The 18,664-nt window shown below is 69.3% G+C and carries 17 protein-coding genes; 7 read left to right on the top strand and 10 right to left on the bottom strand.

The window, feature by feature from the left end; genetic code table 11:
• Window positions 1–104 precede the first annotated feature (104 nt).
• Window positions 105–746, bottom strand: coding sequence for a 3-oxoacid CoA-transferase subunit B (locus tag OCL97_RS12025; RefSeq protein WP_377370264.1), 642 nt, complete (start codon window positions 744–746; stop codon window positions 105–107).
• Window positions 746–1,480, bottom strand: a complete 735-nt coding sequence (locus tag OCL97_RS12020; RefSeq protein ID WP_377370263.1) for a CoA transferase subunit A — start codon at window positions 1,478–1,480, stop codon at window positions 746–748. Before OCL97_RS12020 ends, OCL97_RS12025 begins: the two co-directional genes overlap by 1 nt.
• 120 nt (window positions 1,481–1,600) lie before the next feature.
• Between OCL97_RS12020 and OCL97_RS12015 the strand changes: the two genes are divergently transcribed.
• From OCL97_RS12015 to OCL97_RS12005, 3 genes are all read left to right on the top strand, one after another.
• Complete coding sequence (locus OCL97_RS12015; protein ID WP_377370262.1) at window positions 1,601–3,502, top strand: monovalent cation:proton antiporter-2 (CPA2) family protein; 1,902 nt, start codon at window positions 1,601–1,603, stop codon at window positions 3,500–3,502.
• A 9-nt stretch (window positions 3,503–3,511) separates the two neighbouring features.
• On the top strand, window positions 3,512–4,447 hold the full coding sequence (locus tag OCL97_RS12010; RefSeq protein WP_377370261.1) for an isopenicillin N synthase family dioxygenase: 936 nt from the start codon (window positions 3,512–3,514) through the stop codon (window positions 4,445–4,447).
• A gap of 147 nt (window positions 4,448–4,594) precedes the next feature.
• Window positions 4,595–7,075 (top strand): ATP-binding protein, encoded by a 2,481-nt coding sequence (locus tag OCL97_RS12005; protein ID WP_377370260.1) that lies wholly within the window; start codon window positions 4,595–4,597, stop codon window positions 7,073–7,075.
• Between the two features lie 355 nt (window positions 7,076–7,430).
• Here OCL97_RS12005 and OCL97_RS12000 read toward each other — a convergent pair whose 3' ends face one another.
• The gene (locus OCL97_RS12000; protein ID WP_377370259.1) at window positions 7,431–9,035 is read right to left on the bottom strand and encodes an ATP-binding protein; all 1,605 of its coding nucleotides are present in this window, start codon (window positions 9,033–9,035) and stop codon (window positions 7,431–7,433) included.
• A 257-nt stretch (window positions 9,036–9,292) separates the two neighbouring features.
• The gene (locus OCL97_RS11995; RefSeq protein ID WP_377370258.1) at window positions 9,293–9,454 is read right to left on the bottom strand and encodes a hypothetical protein; all 162 of its coding nucleotides are present in this window, start codon (window positions 9,452–9,454) and stop codon (window positions 9,293–9,295) included.
• Window positions 9,455–9,866: 412 nt separating this feature from the next.
• On the opposite strand from OCL97_RS11995, the gene OCL97_RS11990 reads away from it, so the two are divergent.
• Window positions 9,867–10,142, top strand: coding sequence for a YjhX family toxin (locus OCL97_RS11990; RefSeq protein ID WP_305704164.1), 276 nt, complete (start codon window positions 9,867–9,869; stop codon window positions 10,140–10,142).
• A gap of 14 nt (window positions 10,143–10,156) precedes the next feature.
• On the opposite strand, the gene rsmD is transcribed toward OCL97_RS11990, so the two are convergent.
• Window positions 10,157–10,765 (bottom strand): 16S rRNA (guanine(966)-N(2))-methyltransferase RsmD, encoded by a 609-nt coding sequence (gene rsmD / locus OCL97_RS11985; RefSeq protein WP_377370257.1) that lies wholly within the window; start codon window positions 10,763–10,765, stop codon window positions 10,157–10,159.
• Window positions 10,766–10,846: 81 nt separating this feature from the next.
• The gene (locus tag OCL97_RS11980) at window positions 10,847–12,436 is read right to left on the bottom strand and encodes a pseudouridine synthase (protein WP_377370256.1); all 1,590 of its coding nucleotides are present in this window, start codon (window positions 12,434–12,436) and stop codon (window positions 10,847–10,849) included.
• Between the two features lie 12 nt (window positions 12,437–12,448).
• On the opposite strand from OCL97_RS11980, the gene tadA reads away from it, so the two are divergent.
• A complete protein-coding gene (gene tadA, locus OCL97_RS11975; protein ID WP_377370255.1) occupies window positions 12,449–12,901 on the top strand; it encodes a tRNA adenosine(34) deaminase TadA in 453 nt (150 codons plus the stop codon).
• The gene (locus OCL97_RS11970; protein WP_377370254.1) at window positions 12,898–13,332 is read left to right on the top strand and encodes a DUF6265 family protein; all 435 of its coding nucleotides are present in this window, start codon (window positions 12,898–12,900) and stop codon (window positions 13,330–13,332) included. The genes tadA and OCL97_RS11970 overlap by 4 nt, the downstream gene beginning before the upstream one ends.
• Here OCL97_RS11970 and OCL97_RS11965 read toward each other — a convergent pair.
• Entirely contained in the window at window positions 13,318–15,039 is a 1,722-nt protein-coding gene (locus OCL97_RS11965; RefSeq protein ID WP_377370253.1) for an alkyl sulfatase dimerization domain-containing protein, read from the bottom strand. The two genes, OCL97_RS11970 and OCL97_RS11965, sit on opposite strands and share 15 nt — an antisense overlap.
• A gap of 125 nt (window positions 15,040–15,164) precedes the next feature.
• On the opposite strand from OCL97_RS11965, the gene OCL97_RS11960 reads away from it, so the two are divergent.
• Window positions 15,165–16,043 (top strand): SDR family NAD(P)-dependent oxidoreductase, encoded by an 879-nt coding sequence (locus OCL97_RS11960; RefSeq protein WP_377370252.1) that lies wholly within the window; start codon window positions 15,165–15,167, stop codon window positions 16,041–16,043.
• A 159-nt stretch (window positions 16,044–16,202) separates the two neighbouring features.
• On the opposite strand, the gene OCL97_RS11955 is transcribed toward OCL97_RS11960, so the two are convergent.
• Genes OCL97_RS11955 through OCL97_RS11945 form a run of 3 tightly spaced genes read right to left on the bottom strand, consistent with a single transcriptional unit; the run spans window position 16,203 to window position 18,297 of the window.
• Window positions 16,203–16,790: a GNAT family N-acetyltransferase gene (locus OCL97_RS11955; RefSeq protein WP_377370251.1), complete on the bottom strand. Its 588-nt coding sequence runs from the start codon at window positions 16,788–16,790 to the stop codon at window positions 16,203–16,205.
• The gene (locus tag OCL97_RS11950; protein WP_377370250.1) at window positions 16,787–17,542 is read right to left on the bottom strand and encodes a TSUP family transporter; all 756 of its coding nucleotides are present in this window, start codon (window positions 17,540–17,542) and stop codon (window positions 16,787–16,789) included. The genes OCL97_RS11955 and OCL97_RS11950 overlap by 4 nt, the downstream gene beginning before the upstream one ends.
• Window positions 17,539–18,297 (bottom strand): TSUP family transporter, encoded by a 759-nt coding sequence (locus tag OCL97_RS11945; RefSeq protein ID WP_377370249.1) that lies wholly within the window; start codon window positions 18,295–18,297, stop codon window positions 17,539–17,541. Before OCL97_RS11945 ends, OCL97_RS11950 begins: the two co-directional genes overlap by 4 nt.
• Window positions 18,298–18,664 lie beyond the last annotated feature (367 nt).

The following is an 18,664-nucleotide window of genomic DNA, read 5'->3' as shown; positions in this document are numbered from 1 at the left end:
CCCCAAGACAGTGCCTGGACTTCCACACCCCAGCCGAGGCCTTCTCCAGGGTGTTGCACTTCGAACGAGAATCCACACCCCGGCCTTCGCCGGGGTGAGCGGATCTAAAGGGCCACCTCGAACCTGGCTTCGGTCTTGGCGGTGATCTCCTCCAGCGTGACGCCGTCGGCCAGGGCCGTGAGGGTGAGCGGCGCCTTGCCGCGGGCGATATCGAAGACGCCGAGGTCGGTGATCAGCAGATCCACCACCCGCGCCCCGGTGAGCGGCAGGGTGCAGGCGGTGAGCAGCTTTGGCGCGCCGGACTTCTCCACATGGTCCATGACGACGACGACGCGCTTGACGCCGGCCACCAGGTCCATGGCCCCGCCCATGCCCTTCACCACCTTGCCCGGCACCATCCAGTTGGCCAGGTCGCCGGTCTGCGAGACCTGCATGCCGCCGAGGATCGAGAGCGCAATGTGGCCGCCGCGGATCATGGCGAAGCTATCGGCGCTGGAGAAATAGGAGCTCTCCGGCAGCTCGGTGATGGTCTGCTTGCCGGCGTTGATCAGGTCGGCGTCCTCCTCACCCTCGTAAGGGAAAGGACCCATGCCCAGCATGCCGTTCTCGCTCTGCAGGGTGACGCTCATGCCGGCCGGGATGTAGTTGGCCACCAGGGTCGGGATGCCGATGCCGAGGTTCACATAGAAGCCGTCGCGCAGCTCCTGGGCGGCGCGGGCCGCCATCTGTTCGCGGGTCCAGGCCATCAGACTTCCTCTCCGGCGCCGGCGCCCTGCGCCGCGCTGGGCCGGGTGGTGACGCGCTCGATCCGCTTTTCGTAGCGGGCGCCGGCGACGATCGAGTCGACGAAGATGCCCGGGGTGTGGATGTTGTCCTTGTCGAGGCTTCCGACCGGCACCAGGTGCTCGACCTCGGCGACGGTGACCTTGCCGGCGGTGGCCATCATCGGATTGAAGTTCCGCGCGGTCTTCCGGTAGATCAGGTTGCCCGCGGCGTCGCCCTTCCAGGCTTTCACGATGGAGAGATCGGCGATCAGGCCGCGCTCCATGACGTACATCTCGCCGTCGAACTCGCGCACCTCCTTGCCCTCGGCCACCAGGGTGCCGACCCCGGTCTTGGTGAAGAAGGCCGGGATGCCGGCGCCGCCGGCGCGGATGCGTTCGGCCAGCGTGCCCTGGGGATTGAACTCCAGCTCCAGGTCGCCTGACAGATAGAGCTGCTCAAACAGCTTGTTCTCGCCGACATAGGACGAGATCATCTTCTTGATCTGGCCGCTCTCCAGCAGGACGCCGAGGCCAAAGCCGTCGATCCCGCAGTTGTTGGAGATCACGGTGAGGCCCTTGGTCCCGCTCTCACGGATCGCCGCGATCAGGTTTTCCGGGATGCCGCAGAGGCCGAAACCCCCGGCCATGATGGTCATGCCATCGAACAGCCGCCCCGCAAGGGCGTCGACGGCGGATTTCTGTGTCTTGTCAGCCATGAACGCCCATTACGCCGCACTGCAACATTTGGGAACCGCGCATTCGGTTTTCGGGTGCACAAAACCGGGAACGCCGGTTCATAGTCGCGCCATGTCGCATCATGAAACGAGGGCCGCCCGATGAACGGCCAGGGACTGCTGATCCAGGCGCTGGTCTATCTGACCGCCGGCGTCGTCTCCGTACCGATCGCCAAGCGCATCGGCCTGGGCTCGGTGCTGGGCTATCTGATCGCCGGGGTGATCGTCGGGCCCTTCCTGCTGGACCTGGTGGGGGAGCCCGCCGACGTCATGAAGTTCGCCGAGTTCGGCGTGGTGATCCTGCTGTTCCTGATCGGGCTGGAGGTTCGCCCGGCCCTGCTGTGGCGGATGCGGACGGCGATCTTCGGCCTGGGCGGCGGCCAGATGGCCGGGACCACCCTGGCGATGGCCGCGGCGGGCCTGGCGCTCGGCCTCGACTGGCGCACGGCGCTGGCGGCCGGCGCGGTGCTGGCCCTGTCCTCCACCGCCATCGTGCTGGCCAACCTGGAGGAAAAGGGCCTGCGCCAGGGGACCCTCGGCGAGGCGGTGTTCGGGGTGCTGCTGTTCCAGGACCTGGCGGTGATCCCGCTGTTTGCTCTGCTACCCCTGCTGGCGGTGACGGCGCCGGTTCACGAGGCGGCGGCGGCGGCCGGTCACGGCGCCAGCCTGCTGGACGCCATGGGCCTGCCCGGCTGGGCCAAGGCGCTCGCCATCCTCGGCGCGGTGGCCGCGGTGATCGGGGGCGGTCGCTATCTCGTGCGGCCGGTGTTCCGCTTCATCGCCCAGGCGCGCCTGAGAGAGATCTTCACCGCTACGGCCCTGCTGCTGGTGGTGGCCGTCGCGGCCCTGATGCAGACCGTGGGCCTGTCGCCGGCGCTCGGCGCCTTCCTGGCCGGGGTGGTGCTGGCCGAGAGCGAGTTCCGGCGCGAGCTGGAAACCGACATCGAGCCGTTCCGCGGCCTGCTGCTGGGCCTGTTCTTCATCACCGTGGGGGCCGGTCTCGACTTCTCGGTGATCGCCCGCCAGCCGGCGCTGCTGATCGCCCTCGTGATCGGCATGATGGTGCTGAAGGCGGTCGCCATGTTCGGGGTGGGCGCGCTCTTCCGCATGCCGCGCCGGGAGGCGGGCGCCACGGCGGTGTCCCTGGCCCAGGGGGGCGAGTTCGCCTTCGTCCTGCTGGGCTTCACCGTGGCGGCCGGCGTCATCGATCCCGATCTGTCCAAGCTGCTCTCGGCGGTGGTGGCGCTCTCCATGGCCTTCACGCCGCTGGCCTTCCTGGCCTACGAGAAGCTGGTGCTGAGCCGCGAGGCGGGGCCGGGCGCGGAGCCGGAGCACATCCCCTATGACGAGGGCGAGCCCGAGGTGATCGTCGCGGGCTTCGGACGGTTCGGTCAGATCGCGGCGCGCCTGCTGATCGCCAACGACTTCAATGTGGTGACCCTGGACTCCAGCATCGAGCAGATCGAACTGCTGCGGGCTTTCGGCCGCAAGGTCCACTATGGCGACGCCAGCCGTATGGACCTGTTGCGCACCGCCGGCGCCGAGAAGGCCCGCCTGCTGATCGTGGCCATCGACGACAAGGACAAGGCCGTGGAGCTGGTGGAGGCCGCCAAGCTGGCCTTCCCGAACCTGACCATCCTCTCGAGGGCCTGGGACCGGCGGCACGCCTATGACCTGCTGGCCCACGGCGCCGACGACGTGGAGCGCGAAAGCTTCGAGGGCAGCCTGGCCATGGGCAAGCGCGCCCTCATGCGCCTGGGCTTCAGCGAGCGCCGCGCGGTCGGCGCGGCCGCCGCCTTCCGCAAGCTGGACCGCAAGCTGTTCGAGACGCTGGCGCCGGCCTATGGCCAGGAGGAGAACTATGTCCTGGCCAGCCGCGACTCCACCGAGACCATGGAGCGGCTGCTGAACGCCGAGATGCGTCGGGTGGGCGCCGAGGAGGAAGTGAACGACGAGCTCCCCTTCCCCGCCAGACGGGTGGAGAAGGATCGCCAGCCGGTGTAAGGGGCGGACATGACCCAAGCCGCCATCACCCCCGTCTCCTTCAAGGCCTTCGGCGCCGACTTCGAAGCCTTCTCCCAGGCGCTCGGCGACAGCTTCGCCCGCTACGGGTTCGCGGTGATCTCCGACCACGGCCTGCCAGACGCCAGGATCGCCGCGGCCACCGACGCCACCAAGGCCTTCTTCGCCCAGCCCGACGACGTGAAGGCGCACTACGTGGTGGGGGTCGGCGGTCAGCGCGGCTACACCCCCTTCGGCATCGAGACCGCCAAGGACGCGGCCCACTTCGACCTGAAGGAGTTCTGGCACATGGGGCGCGACCTGCCGCCCGGCCATCCCTATCAGGAGGTGATGCCGCCGAACGTCTGGCCGGTGGAGGTTCCCACCTTCGTCTCCGACGTGGCCTGGCTGTACGACGCCCTGGACGAGCTGGGGATCAAGGTCCTGGAGGCCATCGCCACCTATCTGAAGCTGGACCGCCACTTCTTCGACCCCACGGTGAACGACGGCAATTCGGTGCTGCGCCTGCTGCACTATCCGCCGGTCCCCAAGGACGGCCCCAACATTCGGGCCGGGGCGCACGAGGACATCAATGTCATCACCCTGCTGCTTGGAGCAGAAGAGGCTGGGCTGGAGGTGCTGGACCGCGACGGCCAATGGCTTGCGATCAATCCGCCGGCGGGCTCGGTGGTGGTCAATATCGGCGACATGCTGCAGCGGCTGACCAATCACCGCCTGCCCTCGACGACCCACCGGGTGGTGAATCCCGCGCCGGAGCGTCGCGGCTTCCCGCGCTACTCGACGCCCTTCTTCCTGCACTTCAACCCGGACTACGAGATCTCGACCCTGGCCTCGTGCGTCGATGCTCAGCACCCCGACCGCTATCCCGCGCCGATCACCGCCGACGCGTTCCTGAAAGAGCGCCTGCGCGAGATCAAGCTGCTGTAGCTCTTCCCCTCTCCCGCTTGCGGGAGGCGATGGGCGCTCCAACCCGCCACCACACTCCTGCGTAGAATTCGGGCAGTCGGTTTTTGACGGTCACGGACATTTAACCCTGCGGCCCCATCGTCCCGACCACTGCTCAGGGGAGATGACATGGCCAAAAAGGACGGGGTTTCGCATGGCGAAACCGAACGTCTGGCCGCCGTCGGCGGACTGGACCTCGCGGAATTGAGGCCAACCTTGGCGCGTATCGCGCGCCTGGCGCAGGCCTATGCCAAGTCACCAAATTGCGACGTCGTCCTGCTGGAGGGCGAGCTGACCTGGCACGCCTCGCGGCGGGAAGGCTGGAACAGCCAGGTCCGCAGCCAGGAGTCCTTCGCCGCGGTCGCCCTGCAGTCCGACGACGTGCTGTGGATCGAGGACGCCAGCCAGGACCCCCGGTTCAAGAACCACCAGGGCGTCACCGGCGAGCTCGCCATCCGCTTCTGCGCCGGCGCGCCTATCCGCCTGCCCGACGGCCGTGGCGTGGGGGCGGTCATCGTCACCGACGCCAAGCCGCGGACCTTTGACCGCGATTTCGCCGACTATATGATCGACCTGGCGGCCCTGGCCGCCGATGAGTGGAAGCGGCACCACGCCCGCGAGGACGTGGCCAAGGCGGCCGGCGAGGTGGCCGCCGCCCGCAGCATGATCTCCGCCTTCGTCCAGGCCGCGCCGGTGGCGCTCTGCATGGTCGACAAGCAGATGCGGGTCATCCAGGCTAGCCCCCGCTGGCGCGCCGAACGCCAGAGTGAGGATGTGGCCGGCCAGAGCCTGTACGAGGCCTATCCCGACACCCAGCGCTGGGCGCCGGTCTACAACCGCTGCCTCAAGGGCCAGCAGGTGCAGGATGACCGCGTGCCGGTGAACCTGCCCGACGGCCGCCGCCTGTGGGCGCGGGTGGAGATCAATCCCTGGCGAGAGGCCAACGGCGAGATCGGCGGGCTGCTGATCATGTCCGTGGACGTCACCCGCACCGCCGACGCCCTGGAGGAGGCCAAGCGCAACGAGGAGCGGCTGAAGCTCGCCATGGAGATCGGCGAGCTGCGCATGTGGGAGATGGACTGGAAACGGCGTGAACTGAGCGGCGCCGGCTATCAGTCGCCCCTGGCCGGCGAGGCGGGCGGCTCCACCTATGAGGAGATGAACGCCGACATCTGGCGCGGAATCCACCCGGCCGACCGCGAGGAGGCCAGGCGCGCCTGGGACGAATATATCGAGGGCGGCGCCCCGTTCCGGCAGGTCTACCGCATGCCCCAGAAGGAGGGTCCGCACCAGTGGTACTACTCGGCCTGCGAGGCGATCCGCGACGAACGCGGCCGTATCGTCCGGGTGCTGGGGGTGCTGCGCAATATCGACAAGGAGAAACGCGGCGAACTGGAGCTGGTGAAGGCCAAGGAAGAGGCTGAGACCGCCAACAAGGCCAAGAGCGAGTTCCTGGCCAATATGAGCCACGAGATTCGCACCCCCCTGAACGGGGTGATGGGGATCGCCGGCGCCCTGGCCCGCACCGAGCTCACCGCCGGCCAGGCCGAGATGGTCAACCTGATCGAGACCTCGGCCCAGACCCTGGAAGCCCTGCTGACCGACATCCTGGATCTCGCCCGCATCGAGGCCGGACGCCTGGAGATTCGCCCCGAGCCCTTCGACATGGCCACCTCGGTCAATGCCTGCGCCTCGCTGTTCCATGCGAGCGCGGAGGCCAAGGACCTGAAGCTGACCGTCGAGGTCGATCCCTATGCCCAGGGCTCCTTCAACGGTGACGCGCCGCGGATCCGCCAGATCCTCACCAACCTGCTGGGCAATGCGGTGAAGTTCACCAGCGCCGGCGAGGTGAAGCTGACGGTGAAGGCGCGGCGCGACGAGACCTCCACCCACCTGACCTTCGAGGTCTCCGACACCGGCATCGGCTTTGACGAGGAAACCCGTCAGCGGCTGTTCGGACGCTTCCAGCAGGCGGACGGCTCCATCACCCGCAGGTTTGGCGGAACCGGTCTCGGGCTGGCCATCTCCCGCTCCCTGGCCGAGGCCATGGGTGGGACGCTCTCGGCGACGTCGATCCCCGGCGAGGGTTCGACCTTCGCGCTCGATCTGGAGCTGCAGCGCCGCCACGGCGCCGTGGACCTCTGGGGCGATCATGAGGCGAGCGCCGGCGAAGAGGCCGACCTCGACACCATGCGGGTGCTGCTGGCCGAGGACCACCCCACCAACCGCCGGGTCGTGGAGCTGATCCTGGGCGCGGCCGGCGTCGACCTGACCTGCGTCGAGAACGGCGCCGAGGCGGTGGACGAGGCCGCCCGATCCAATTTCGACCTGATCCTCATGGACATGCAGATGCCGGTGATGGACGGCCTGACCGCCATCCGCGCCATCCGCCGCCGCGAGTGCCGGGAGCAGGCCTATCCGACCCCGATCTACACCCTGACCGCCAACGCCATGCCCGAGCACGCCAAGGCCTCCTCCGAGGCCGGCGCCGACGGCCACATCACCAAGCCCATCACCGCCGATGGCCTGCTGCGCGTCGTGGAGCAGGTGTGGACCGACAAGGTGGGCGCCGGCGTGGCCGCGGACGGACCGCAGGCGTTGAGCGCCTAACCTAGGCCGCGCACCCCGGCGAAGGCCGGGGCCCAGATGCATCCGCCGTATTCCGGATTTCCGGCTCAAGTCATGACTTACGATCTGAGTCGCGGCCTTCGCCGGGAGGAGCGGATTTGGGTCAGGTGAGCGTCGTCTCCGCGAACGCCCGCATCGCAGTCACCCGATACTCCGTGAACCCCGCAGCGGCGCGCTCGGCGCCGGGCGTGGTCTTCACAGCCTAGAGCCTGATCCGTTGAGGTGGAATCGCTTCGCGATCCCGCCGATGCGGTGGATCAGGCTCCAGATATAAGCGAGAGCATGATTCACGCCTGAGCCGGGACCGCTGCGCGGTTCCGTCTCAAGCGATCATGCTCTAGGCCGCGGCGGCGCGACGGTCGGGCTCCAGGGCCTCGTTGATGGCGCTCATCAGGCGTTCGGCCTTGATGGGCTTTTCCACCACCCCGTTCATGCCCTGGGCGATGTAGCCGGCCGCGTCCCAGGGATCGGCGTTGGCGGTCAGGGCCAGGATGGGGACAGCCCCGGCGGGGCCGGCCAGGGCGCGGATGCGGCGGGTGGCGCCGACCCCGTCGAGCTTGGGCATGCGGATATCCATCAGGATCAGGTCGAACCGGCCCCCGGCGGCCGCGGTCACCGCCGCAAGCCCGTCCTCCACGCTCTCGGTCGTGGCGCCGAACATGTCGCAGAGGGTTTCAGCCACCAGGCGGTTGGTGGCGTTGTCGTCGACGATCAGGATGTGCAGGCCGCCCTCGGCGGTGGCGGCGGCTCCCTGCGCCGGGTCCGCCTCGGAAGGCGCCGGCAGGTCGAAGAGCGGGATGGCGAAGTGGAGGCGCAGGCCGCCCGCCTTGTTGCGCGCCGCCCCGATGGTCCCGCCCATCTGCGCCACCAGCTCACTGCAGATGGAGAGGCCGAGCCCCGCGCCGCCGTGTTTCAGGCCCGACTCGGTCTGGCTGAACGGCTGGAAGATGCTGGCCAGCCGATCCTCCGGGACGCCGACGCCGGTGTCGGACACCTCACCCTCCACCGCCAGGTGGACGCCCTCGCGATGAACGCGGAGCAGGACCTCGACGCCGCCGCTCTCGGTGAACTTCAGGGCGTTGCCGATCAGGTTGTTGAACACCTGCTTGATGCGGATTTCGTCCCCCAGCGCCCACTGGTCGGCGGGCCCGTCATAGTCGATGGCGAGGGAGAGGCCCTTGAGCTCGGCGCGCGCCCCCCAGAGCGTGGCCAGGTCGCCGGTGACGCGGGAGAGCGCGAAGCTCTCCTCATTCAGCTCCAGCCGTCCCGCGTCGGCCCGCGACAGGTCCAGCGCGTCGGTGAGCAGCCGCAGCAGGGTCTCGCCGGAATCCTGGATGCCGCGGACATAGGGGATGAGCTCGGGCTGGGCCAGCTTGCGCGCCAGGATGTCGGCGATGGCCAGGACGCCGTTCAGGGGGGTTCGGATCTCGTGGCTCATCACCGCCAGGAACTGCGACTTAGCGGTCAGCGCGGCCTGGGCCTCCAGCTTGGCGCGGTGCATGACGCCGGCCAGGGCCATCATCTCATCGGCATGGGCGCGGTTGGCGGCGCTGGTGGCCTGCAGCAGGGACAGGGCGCTGCCGACCCCGGCATAGAGGCCCGCCTCCGTGACGATGAAGCCGCGCAGCAGCTCGGAGGGCCGTTCGGCCAGGACCTCGCCGCAGAAGGCGGCCACGTCGACGCAGCCCTCCACCACCAGGGGTTCGGCGTTCATCAGCAGGGAGATCGGTCGCCCGGCATAGAGGGCGCGGCCAAACTGGCCGGCCATGGCCAGGAAGAAGGCGGTGCGCTCCACCAGGCCCACCGGCCGCCGATCAGCGTCCACCACGGCGATGGCCAGGGCGTCGGGCTCGGCCTGGAAGCGCTCGTAAACCTGGGCGCCGGGGGTGTCGGGGGTGATGGGATCTGAAGGCTGGGCAAGGTCGAGAAGAACGCCGGACATGCAAGGCCTCGTACTTGGGGTATGCCAGTCCTAAGGTCGCGCCAACTAACGCGGAGTGAATCACACGCGGCAAATACTCGAATTTGACCCTGCAGTTCGTCGTATATTCGTCACATACCTGTCACTATTCGACTAGCCTCAGTATAAACAGGCATAGATTCACTTTTCGCTGCGGCCGCGTCACATGAGGTTTCTTGAAGGTCCCGCTCGGGCGCGCCACGCGCCCAAGGTCAAACTACCCCTCGCGTGGCGGAGATTCAGCGGCGCGGCGAGCTGTCGATGGGGTAGGCGCAATCAGGCTTGATGTGCTCTTCGCCGATGAGCCGCTCCAGGCGATCACGTTCCGGCAAATCGACAGTCCGATCCAGCACCTTCTGAAGGTGCACGACGTTCAGTCTCTTGAGTTCAGCGGGCGACACGGGCAACTCCGGCCTTCCCCCGTTTCAGTAGGCGCGCATTGCGTGCAGATAGCCAGTCACCATTTCCTCCGCACCAGTATCCTGCGTTCGACGGGCGCACGGCTCGTGCGATTGATGGTCGTGCTTTGGTTGGCTCCAGACGGGGAGTGGCTTGGACGACCTCAATCTGCTGCAAGCCGAGCCGAGCGCTATTCACGCCACTGCAACCTTGACTGTTGCCGAGCCCGCGCGGTGGCCTAGGATGGCGCGGTCTCAACCCAAGGGGAGATTATGTCAGAGACTGTGTTCGGAACCCGGGCCTAACCGCCGACGAAGGTTCCTGCTCTTGATGAGCGCCTGTTCGGCCCATGGCCCTTCGCCGTCCGCGCCAACGCGCGGGCGCGTCCTGTCATGCTCAGTTCCGGACATCACCTTGAACATTTCCAAAGCGCAGCAACGCACGCTGCACGCCCTGGCCCAAGGCGGCCAGATCATCCTTGAACGCGACTCCAAAGGCGGCGTCGTCGAGGCGACCTGCGTCAGCCGTGACGGCTGGCGCCTGGCCGACTGCGACCTGGCCGTCTTCAAGAGCCTGAAGAAGAAGCGGCTGATCGCCAGCCAGAACGGACAGCCCTATCGGGTGACCCGCGACGGCCTGGTGAACCTGCGGGCCCAGCTGGACAACCGGACCTCAGTCCGCGGCTGGTGAACCATCAGTCTCTCCTACTTGGTCGCGCTTCCGGACGGCGAACCGGCGTCCACTTCGCCTGGAAGCGCTCTCAGGAAATGGACGCGCGCGGCGCCGTAGTCGCGCGCGTCCAGCACCTCGAAGCCCTCGACGCTGAAGGCGGGCTCGGCCGAGCCGCGTTCGAAGACGATCAGCGCCTCGGGCGCCAGCCAGCCGCCGTCCCGCAGCTTGGCCAGGGCCGTCTCCCCCAGACCCTTGGCATAGGGCGGGTCGAGGAAGGCGAGGTCAAAGGCGGGGCCATCGGCGCCCGGACGGGTCCCCAAGTCGACCGCCGAGCGGCGATGGACGCGAGTGCGGCCGAACAGGCTCATCGCGTCGACGTTCTCGCGGATCGCGCCCCGGGCCGCCTCATCGGTCTCCACGAACAGGCAGAAGGCCGCGCCGCGCGACAGAGCCTCGAAGCCCAGGGCGCCGGAACCGGCGAACAGATCGATGACGCGCAGGTCCCGCAGCCCCCTGGACCAGGCGGCATGCTCCAGGATGTTGAACACCGCCTGGCGGGCGCGGTCGGAGGTGGGCCGGGTGGCGTCGCCGGCCGGGGTGACGATCGCCTTGCCGCGGAAGTCACCGGAAACGATGCGCATGGGGATACCAGTGTCTCGGGTGGAACAGAGTGTTGGCGAAGCGGGGCGGAACGCCGTGGCGCGGTGGCGGCGCCGAGCGGCTTAGCCGCGCCGCTTGGGACCGCCCCTTGGCGCCGGACCCGGCGGACGCGCGGGCGAGCCCTGCGGCCTTGATGACGACCGAGTGGGGCCGCGCGGGCCTGAAGGCCGCCCATCCGCCGGCGGAGATCCGGAACGCTTAGGTTTGAAATCGCGCGGCGCGTCCTGGGCGGCGGGCCGGGCGTCGAGCGTCTTGCCGCCGTCCGGCCGCGGACCCTTGAAGCGGTCGGGGCGGCGCGAGTCGGCCTTGGGGCCTTCCTTGCGCTTGGGAACAGCGTCCCGCTTGGCCGCATTGGGGCGCGGGCCCGAACGCGGCGCGTCGGCGCGAGGGCCGCGATCCGGGCGGGGTGTCATGGGCGACGGGGCGTCGCGTCGCGGAGGACGGGCCTCGGCAGGGGCGGCGCGCGCGCCTTGCGGACGCGGGGCGTCCGGTCGGGGAGAACGCTCCGAACGCGGCGCATCTGACCGTGGGGCGGCCGGGCGCGGCGCACGGGGCTCGGCGCGCTGGGCCGCGAGACGCGCGTCGGACCGTGGGGCCCGCGCCGGGCCGCTGGGCGGGATGGCGGCGGGTCGGACCTGGGCGACAGGGCCGGCCGGTTTCGGCTTGGTCTTGCGCTTGGGATGCGGGCTCGGCGTGATGGTGGGCTTGGCCCAGCCGGCCTTGTAGACGGTCTTCGGCTTGGCCGGCATGCCGTCGTCAGGTCCCGTGTGGTGGCCGGCGCCCGGCGCGGTGCGGCCGCGGCGCTGGACATCGCCGCCGGCCCAGGTGGCGATCGGCTTGGAGAACTGGGCGCGGTCGCCGGTGGGCAGGTTTCCGGCCGCGATGTGATCGGCGAACTGCTCGCGGATGACGCGGGGGCCGACCTCCTCGATCTCACCCACGGCCAGGGTTCCCAGGGCGAGCGGGCCGTAGGACATGCGGATCAGGCGGTTCACCGTCAGGCCCAGAGCCTCCAGCACGCGCCGGACCTCGCGGTTCTTGCCCTCGGCGAGGGTGACGGTGATCCAGACGTTGGCGCCCTGGGGGCCTTCCTTGGCCTTGTCGAGGTGGGCCTCGATGGCGCCGTAGCTGACGCCCTCGACGGTGATGCCGTCCTTCAGGCTATCGAGCTTCTCCTGGGTCACCCGGCCGCGCGCCCGGGCGCGGTAGCGGCGCACGATGGCGCTGGCGGGCAGTTCCAGGGCCCGGGCCAGGCCGCCGTCATTGGTCAGCAGCAGCAGGCCCTCGGAATTGAGATCGAGGCGGCCGACCGAGATCAGGCGCGGCAGGGCCTTGGGCAGGGCGTCGAACACCGTCGGGCGTTCCTGGGTGTCCTTGTGCGTGGTCACCAGGCCGACGGGCTTGTGATAGCGGAACAGGCGGGCGGGCTCGGCGGCCTGAACCAGCGCGCCGTCGACGGTGAGGACGTCGTCGGCCTCGACCTTGGTTGCGGGCGTGGTGACCCGCACGCCGTTGACGAAGACGCGGCCGGCCTCGATGAGGCGCTCGACCTCGCGGCGGGAGGCGACGCCGGCCCGCGCCATGGCCTTGGCGATGCGTTCGCCGCCTTGACCTTGGGGGTCGTCCTGGGTGTCTTGGGGATCGTGGACCATGATTTTCGCACCATGCGCATCGCGCTCGAAGCCGCGCAAGCCGCAGCCGACCGTGGCGAGACCCCGGTGGGCGCCGTGGTGGTCGATCCGGCCACCGGCGAGGTGGTCGCCGTGGGCGCCAACCAGCCCATCGGGTCCCACGATCCCACCGCCCACGCCGAGATCGTGGCGCTGCGGGCGGCGGCGGAAAAGCTCGGCAACTACCGGCTGACAGGCCTGACCCTGGTGGTCACCCTGGAGCCCTGCGCCATGTGCGCCGGGGCCATCAGCCACGCGCGGATCGGCCGCGTGGTGTTCGGGGCGCAGGACGCCAAGGGCGGGGCGGTGATCCATGGCCCGCGCTTCTTCGAGCAACCCACCTGCCACTGGCGGCCGGAGGTCACCGGCGGCGTGCTGGCCGACGAGAGCTCGGCGATGCTGAAGGGCTTCTTCCGGGCGCGGCGCAAGAAGGGAGAGCCGACATGATGCTGGCGATACTGGCGGGCGCGGTGATCGCCGCGCCCGCGGATCTCACCTGGTTGTCCGGGGCCTGGACCCATGAGAAGGACGGGGTGGTGACGCGGGAGACCTGGCTGCCTCCGCTCGGCGGGACGATGTCGGGGGCGGGCCAGACCAACCGGCCGGGCAAGCCGGCGCGCTCGGAGTTCATGACCATCACCGTGGGGCCGCAGGGCCTGACGTTCACCGCCTATGTGGACGGCCAGCCGCCGACCCCCTTCGTGGCCATTCCCAGCGATCCCGGCAGCGCGGTCTTCGAGAACCGGGCCCACGACTTCCCGCAGCGGGTCATGTACCGCCGCTGCGGCGAGAACCTCTGCGCCGGGATCGAGGGCGTGGTGGCCGGCAAGCCGCGCGCCGAGCATTGGACCTATGTGCGGGCCTCAGCCGCGGAATAGATCAAGCACGGAGGCGAGGTCGGCCGGACCGCCCTTCTCAAGCTTCAACTTGCCGGAGGCGAGCGCCCCCTGCATTGCGCCCGGCGAGGCCATGGCGGTCACCAGGTCGGCCTTGGCGCCTGACAGCACCACGCGGGCGTCCGGGGCCACCCCCGTGGAGGTCTCGGCCACGCCGCGGCGGACGCGGATCGTCCAGTCGCCCTCACCGGCCAGCCGCAGGGCCAGCGCCGTCTCGGCCTGTGCGGCCTTCTCGGCGTTGAGGCGAACCGGGAAGGTGGCGACGATGGCGCTGGCCGGGAGGCCCGCAGCCTGGGCCCCGCCCTGGCGCGCGCCGATAATGGTCTTCCAATCCGGCGCCTTACCCGCCAGTTCAGCGGCCTGCTCCAGATAGTAGTTGCGGCCGTTGGGGGAGACGCTGTCGAAGCCCAGTTGGCGCAGGGCTTTCACCTCCAGGGCGTCGGCCTGGGGCTTCAGAGCCGGGTCGGCGCGGCGGACGTGGGTCGCCAGCTCGGCGGCCCACTTCCAGCGGCCCTCATTGTAGGCGGTCTCGGCCTTGGCCAGGGCGGCGGCGGGTCCGCCGGCCAGGTCGGTGATCTCCCGGGCGCGCAACTCCGGCGCGTCCCTGGAAAGCTCGGCGGCGTCGCCGCTGAACCAGCCCATATAGCCCGCGAACACCGAGCGCACCGACCACTCCACCGTGCCGTAGTGTTCCAGCAGATAGGGATCTGTCGCCAGGTGGGCGGGCAGCTTCACCTTCTCGACGATCTCGTCGGGCGTCAGGCCCTGGTTCATCCAGCGGACGGTCTGGTCGTGGACGAAGGAAATCGCGTCGCGATAGTCGGTCAGGGTCGTCGCGATGGCCTCCGCGCCGACAATGGGCCGGGTGTGGGACGGGACCAGCACATCGGCGCCCAGGGCGCGCATGCGGTCCAGCGAGGCCGCCCACTGGACGGGGTCGCGATAGCTGGTGCCGCGGATCGTGTAGAGGTTGGGGAAGGCCTTGTAGATGTTGTCGCCGGGGAACAGCACCCGGCGCTCGGGCATCCAGACGAAGAGCTGGTCCTCGGTCTCGCCGGGCGCATGCTCAAGGACGAACTGTTCGCCGCCAAGCTTGATGGAGAGCTTCTGGTCGAAGGTCAGGTTGGGGGCCACGAACCCGCCCGCCCCGCCGCCGCCAAAGGCCGACAGGAAGGGGCCGATGCCGACGCTGACGAAGCCGTCCGGAGTCCCCTTGGGCAGGAAGACGCCGTACATGCGGGCCGCGCGGGCGGCTATGGAGGGGGCGGCGACCCCGTTCCACTTGGCGGCCTCCCGCAGCAGGGTCGCCTGGGCGATCACCTTGCCGCCCTTGGCCAGCGGGAAGGCCGAGGCGCCGCTGATGTGGTCGTTGTGGTTGTGGGTGTAGATGATGGCCACCACCGGCTTGCCGCCGGCCCGCGGCGCGAACTCGGCCCAGACCTTCCTGGCCTCCTCCAGGCTGTCGGTGGTGTCGATGATCACCACCCCGGTCTTGCCCACCACCATGATGGAATTGGCGATGCCGTAGCCGACGGCGGAGAACACGCCGGGCGCGGGCTCATAGACCTTGGCCGGCGCGAACTCGGCGGTGTGGGCGGCGAGCGAGGGGGCGATGCGGGCGGCCGGTTCATCGGCCAGGGCGGCGGTGGCCAGCAGGCCGAACGCGGCGGCGGCGAGTGCGCGGATCATGGTGTTTCCCCAACCTGACGGCTCTTTCCACCAAGAACGCCCCTGCCCCCACGGCGGTCAATACTTGTCAGGTGGCCAGCGCGGTTCGATGATGCGGGATAATTAAATTCATAGGGAGAACGACCATGGGACTTCTTGATGGGAAGGTGGCGATTGTCACGGGCGCCGGCGGCGGTCTGGGCGAGGCCTATGCCAAGCTGTTCGCCGCGGAGGGCGCCAGCGTCGTCGTGAACGACCTGGGCGGCAGCCGCGACGGCTCCGGGAACGGCACCAGCGCCGCGGCGCAGAAGGTGGTGGACGAGATCATCGCGGCGGGCGGCAAGGCCGTGGCCAACGGCGACGACGTGTCGACCATGGAAGGCGGCGAGAACATCGCCAAGACCGCGCTGGATAACTACGGCCAGATCGACATCCTGGTCTGCAACGCCGGCATCCTGCGCGACAAGACCTTCGCCAACACCTCTGAACAGGACTGGGACCTGGTGGTGAAGGTGCACCTGAAGGGCACCTATTGCTGCACCATGCCGGTGTGGAAGTGGATGAAGGACAACGGCAAGCCCGGCGCCATCGTCATGACCAGCTCCACCTCGGGCCTCTACGGCAATTTCGGCCAGTCCAACTACGGGGCGGCCAAGGCCGGCATCTACGGCTTCATGCGCGTGCTCTCCATCGAGGGGCGCAAGTACGGCATCCGGGTCATGGGCCTGGCGCCGGGCGCCTTCACCCGCATGACCTCGGATCTGCCGGGCCGTCAGGGCAAGGAGCCGGACGCCATGAGCCTGCCGGAAAACATCGCGCCGGGCGTGCTCTACATGGTCTCCGACCTGGCCGCCGACCACACGGGCAAGGTGCTCGGCGTCTCCTCGCGCGGCGTGCGCGAGATCAAGATGCTGCAGACCGACGGCTACAACCCGGGCCGCCCCTACACCGCCCAGGACGTCGCCGACCACGCCAAGGAGGTGTTCTTCCCGGCGGCCGAAGAGAAGACAGCGGCCAGCGCTTAGCGGGATTGGGTTTTCCTCCCCCGTTTACGGGGGAGGGGGACCGCCGATCAGGCGGTGGAGGGCGCGCGACCGGGCGCCGAGCTTCAGGCTCGCCCCCTCCACCCCGCTACGCGCGGTCCCCCTCCCTCGTTCCGCTCCGCTGCACAGGAGAGGAAAAAGCTACTCGAATCTCTTGAGCCTCTCATCCAGCCCATCCCGCACCGGGGGCCACTCGTCCTTCAGCACCGAGAAGATGCAGGTGTCGCGCACCCGGCCGGTCCAGGTGACGCGGTCCTGGCGCAGGATACCCTCCAGCTTGCCGCCCAGCTTCAGCACGGCGGCGCGGCTGCGGGCGTTGATGGCGTCGACGCGGAACATCACGCGCCGCGCGCCGTCGCCGAAGGCCTGCTCCATCATCAGCCGCTTGGCCGCCGGGTTCACCGGGCCGCCGCGATAGTCGGGATGGTAGTAGGTGCCGCCGATCTCCAGGCTGGCGTTGGGCAGGTCGTAGGACGAGTAGCAGGTGATGCCGATGCAGCGGCCGCCCACCAGCACCGCCCAATGGATCGAGACGCCCTTGGCCTGGTTGGCGGCCATACGGCTCCATTGCGGGTCGAAGTGCTCGCCGGCCATGGAATAGGGATAGAGGTCGGTCCAGACCGACGGGTCGGCGTCGCAGGCCTCGCGCAGGTCTTCCTTGTGCGCGTCGGTGAAGGGCTCCAGCCGCACGAAGCGGTTCTCCATCACCCGGGTCGGATCGACTTTCATTGGCCCCTCGCAAACAGGATCGCCGCCTGGACGAGGTACACCGCCGCGACCCCGGTGAAAATCCAGCGCCGCCAGGCGCGGAAGCCCTGGTCGGTGAGGCGGTCGAGCACCCGCGCGCCGAGGGTCACGCCCAGGACGGCCAGGGCGCAGGCGGCTGCCAGCAGCCAGGGCGGGGCGAAGCCGTCGCCGCCGGCCAGCAGGATCGCCCCGCCGTAGAACAGCACCTTGGACAGGTGGCTGAACATCTGCAGGGCGGCCTTTGTGGAGAGCACCTGGTGGCGGGTCAGCGCGCTGCGCACCAGGAAGAGGTCGGCCAGCGGCCCGGAGATGCCGGAGGTCAGCGCCATGGCGGTGGAGAGCACCCCGGCAAGCACCGCGTGGCTGGGCCGGGCGGCGTCCAGCGGGCTGTAGCGCTCCGGCGCCCAGATCAGGATCGGCAGCAGGCCCAGCGCCAGATAGACCACCGCCTTGCTGGGAATGTACGAAACCACCGTGAAGGCCGCCATCGTGGCCACCGCGCCGATGGCGTAGAAGCCCACCACCTTCCAGACGATGTGCCTGACGTGCAGGACGATGCGCGAGGCGTTCGACGCCATCTGCACCAGGCCGTGGATGGCGAGCGCCGCCGGCACCGGCAGCAGGGCGGTCAGCACCCCCATCAGGATCAGGCCGCCGGCCATGCCGAAGACGCCCGAGAGGGTGGCGGTGGCCAGCACCGCCGCCAGGATCAGGGCCGCCAGCCCACCACTCATTGGCCGCTCAGGAAGAGCTGGCCGGCCTGGATCAGGTAGAGGACGCCCACCGCAGTGACGATGAGGCGGGTGTAGCGCTTGAAGTTGATGTCGGTCATGCGGTCGAGGATGCGCCCCCCCACCACCGTGCCCAGCATGGAGAGCGGAATGGCCGCCGCGAACAGCCACAGCGGCGGCATGCCGGCGCCGTCCTGGCTGCGCAGCATCAGCCCGCCATAGACCACCACCTTGGCCAGGTGGGCGAAGACCTGGGTGGCGGCCTTGGTGGCGACGATGACGTGCCGGGTGAGCGCCGTGCGGACGAAGAAGATGTCCAGCAGCGGCCCGGCCACCCCGGCCGTCAGGTTCACGCCGGTGACCATGATCCCCGACAGCAGGGCCTGGGCGGGCCTGGCGGCGTCCAGCCTGATCCAGTCCTGGGGCAGCCAGAGCAGGGCCGGCAGCAGGCCCATGAACAGGAAGAGGGCAGGCTTGGAGGGCGCGAGCGCGATGAGCGAGATCACGCCGCCGGCGATCAGCGACCCCAGGGCGTAGAGGCCGACGATCCGCCAGGCGACATGCTTGCGATGCAGGATCGCCCGCCAGCCATTGGCCACCAGCTGCAGCAGCCCGTGGGTGACGAAGGCCGCCGAGACGGGAAGGACCAGGGCCAGCCCGCCCATCAGGACCAGGCCGCCGGCCATGCCGAACACCCCCGACAGGGTGGCGGTCACAAAGGACAGAACAAGGATGAAGAGGGCTGCGAGAGCGCTCATGGGTGGTCCTCCGGTTGCGTCCGCTTCGTCGAGCGGGACACAGGCCCCCTCCGATCGCGAACAGCTGCGCATCGTGCGCGGAATGTGCGGGTCCGCCCGCTCACCCTCCGGAGGAAGGCGCCGTGCTCGCAGACGTCCGCCGGTCGCGGCGAAGACGGAGCCTTAGGGATCACGCGCTGGCGGATCGACCCTGGCTCGTTGGGAGCGGGGCCCGTCTACACCCGAACAAGCGAGGCCGTCGAGAGGGGGGGCAATTCCTCCCCCCGGGCCGCACTCCACTTCGGGGGTCGGACTGACAGGCGGCTGCCCGATCCGTGGCCAGTTCATCGCGAGGGGCGCCAAGGCGGAGGCATGTCGTCGAAAAGGG

The sequence above is a fragment of the Phenylobacterium ferrooxidans genome (genome assembly GCF_042714595.1).
Classification (GTDB): Bacteria; Pseudomonadota; Alphaproteobacteria; order Caulobacterales; family Caulobacteraceae; genus Phenylobacterium; species Phenylobacterium ferrooxidans.
The sequence above is the reverse complement of the archived record's forward strand: the minus strand, read 5'-3'. Positions and strand labels throughout refer to the sequence as shown.

What these genes read in the sequence shown, in the direction of transcription:
- OCL97_RS12025 (WP_377370264.1), bottom strand. Translation starts at nt 746, where the DNA reads ATGGCCTGGACCCGCGAACAGATGGCGGCCCGCGCCGCCCAGGAGCTG.
- OCL97_RS12020 (WP_377370263.1), bottom strand. Translation starts at nt 1,480, where the DNA reads ATGGCTGACAAGACACAGAAATCCGCCGTCGACGCCCTTGCGGGGCGG.
- OCL97_RS12015 (WP_377370262.1), top strand. Translation starts at nt 1,601, where the DNA reads ATGAACGGCCAGGGACTGCTGATCCAGGCGCTGGTCTATCTGACCGCC.
- OCL97_RS12010 (WP_377370261.1), top strand. Translation starts at nt 3,512, where the DNA reads ATGACCCAAGCCGCCATCACCCCCGTCTCCTTCAAGGCCTTCGGCGCC.
- OCL97_RS12005 (WP_377370260.1), top strand. Translation starts at nt 4,595, where the DNA reads ATGGCCAAAAAGGACGGGGTTTCGCATGGCGAAACCGAACGTCTGGCC.
- OCL97_RS12000 (WP_377370259.1), bottom strand. Translation starts at nt 9,035, where the DNA reads ATGTCCGGCGTTCTTCTCGACCTTGCCCAGCCTTCAGATCCCATCACC.
- rsmD (WP_377370257.1), bottom strand. Translation starts at nt 10,765, where the DNA reads ATGCGCATCGTTTCCGGTGACTTCCGCGGCAAGGCGATCGTCACCCCG.
- OCL97_RS11980 (WP_377370256.1), bottom strand. Translation starts at nt 12,436, where the DNA reads ATGGTCCACGATCCCCAAGACACCCAGGACGACCCCCAAGGTCAAGGC.
- tadA (WP_377370255.1), top strand. Translation starts at nt 12,449, where the DNA reads ATGCGCATCGCGCTCGAAGCCGCGCAAGCCGCAGCCGACCGTGGCGAG.
- OCL97_RS11970 (WP_377370254.1), top strand. Translation starts at nt 12,898, where the DNA reads ATGATGCTGGCGATACTGGCGGGCGCGGTGATCGCCGCGCCCGCGGAT.
- OCL97_RS11965 (WP_377370253.1), bottom strand. Translation starts at nt 15,039, where the DNA reads ATGATCCGCGCACTCGCCGCCGCCGCGTTCGGCCTGCTGGCCACCGCC.
- OCL97_RS11960 (WP_377370252.1), top strand. Translation starts at nt 15,165, where the DNA reads ATGGGACTTCTTGATGGGAAGGTGGCGATTGTCACGGGCGCCGGCGGC.
- OCL97_RS11955 (WP_377370251.1), bottom strand. Translation starts at nt 16,790, where the DNA reads ATGAAAGTCGATCCGACCCGGGTGATGGAGAACCGCTTCGTGCGGCTG.
- OCL97_RS11950 (WP_377370250.1), bottom strand. Translation starts at nt 17,542, where the DNA reads ATGAGTGGTGGGCTGGCGGCCCTGATCCTGGCGGCGGTGCTGGCCACC.
- OCL97_RS11945 (WP_377370249.1), bottom strand. Translation starts at nt 18,297, where the DNA reads ATGAGCGCTCTCGCAGCCCTCTTCATCCTTGTTCTGTCCTTTGTGACC.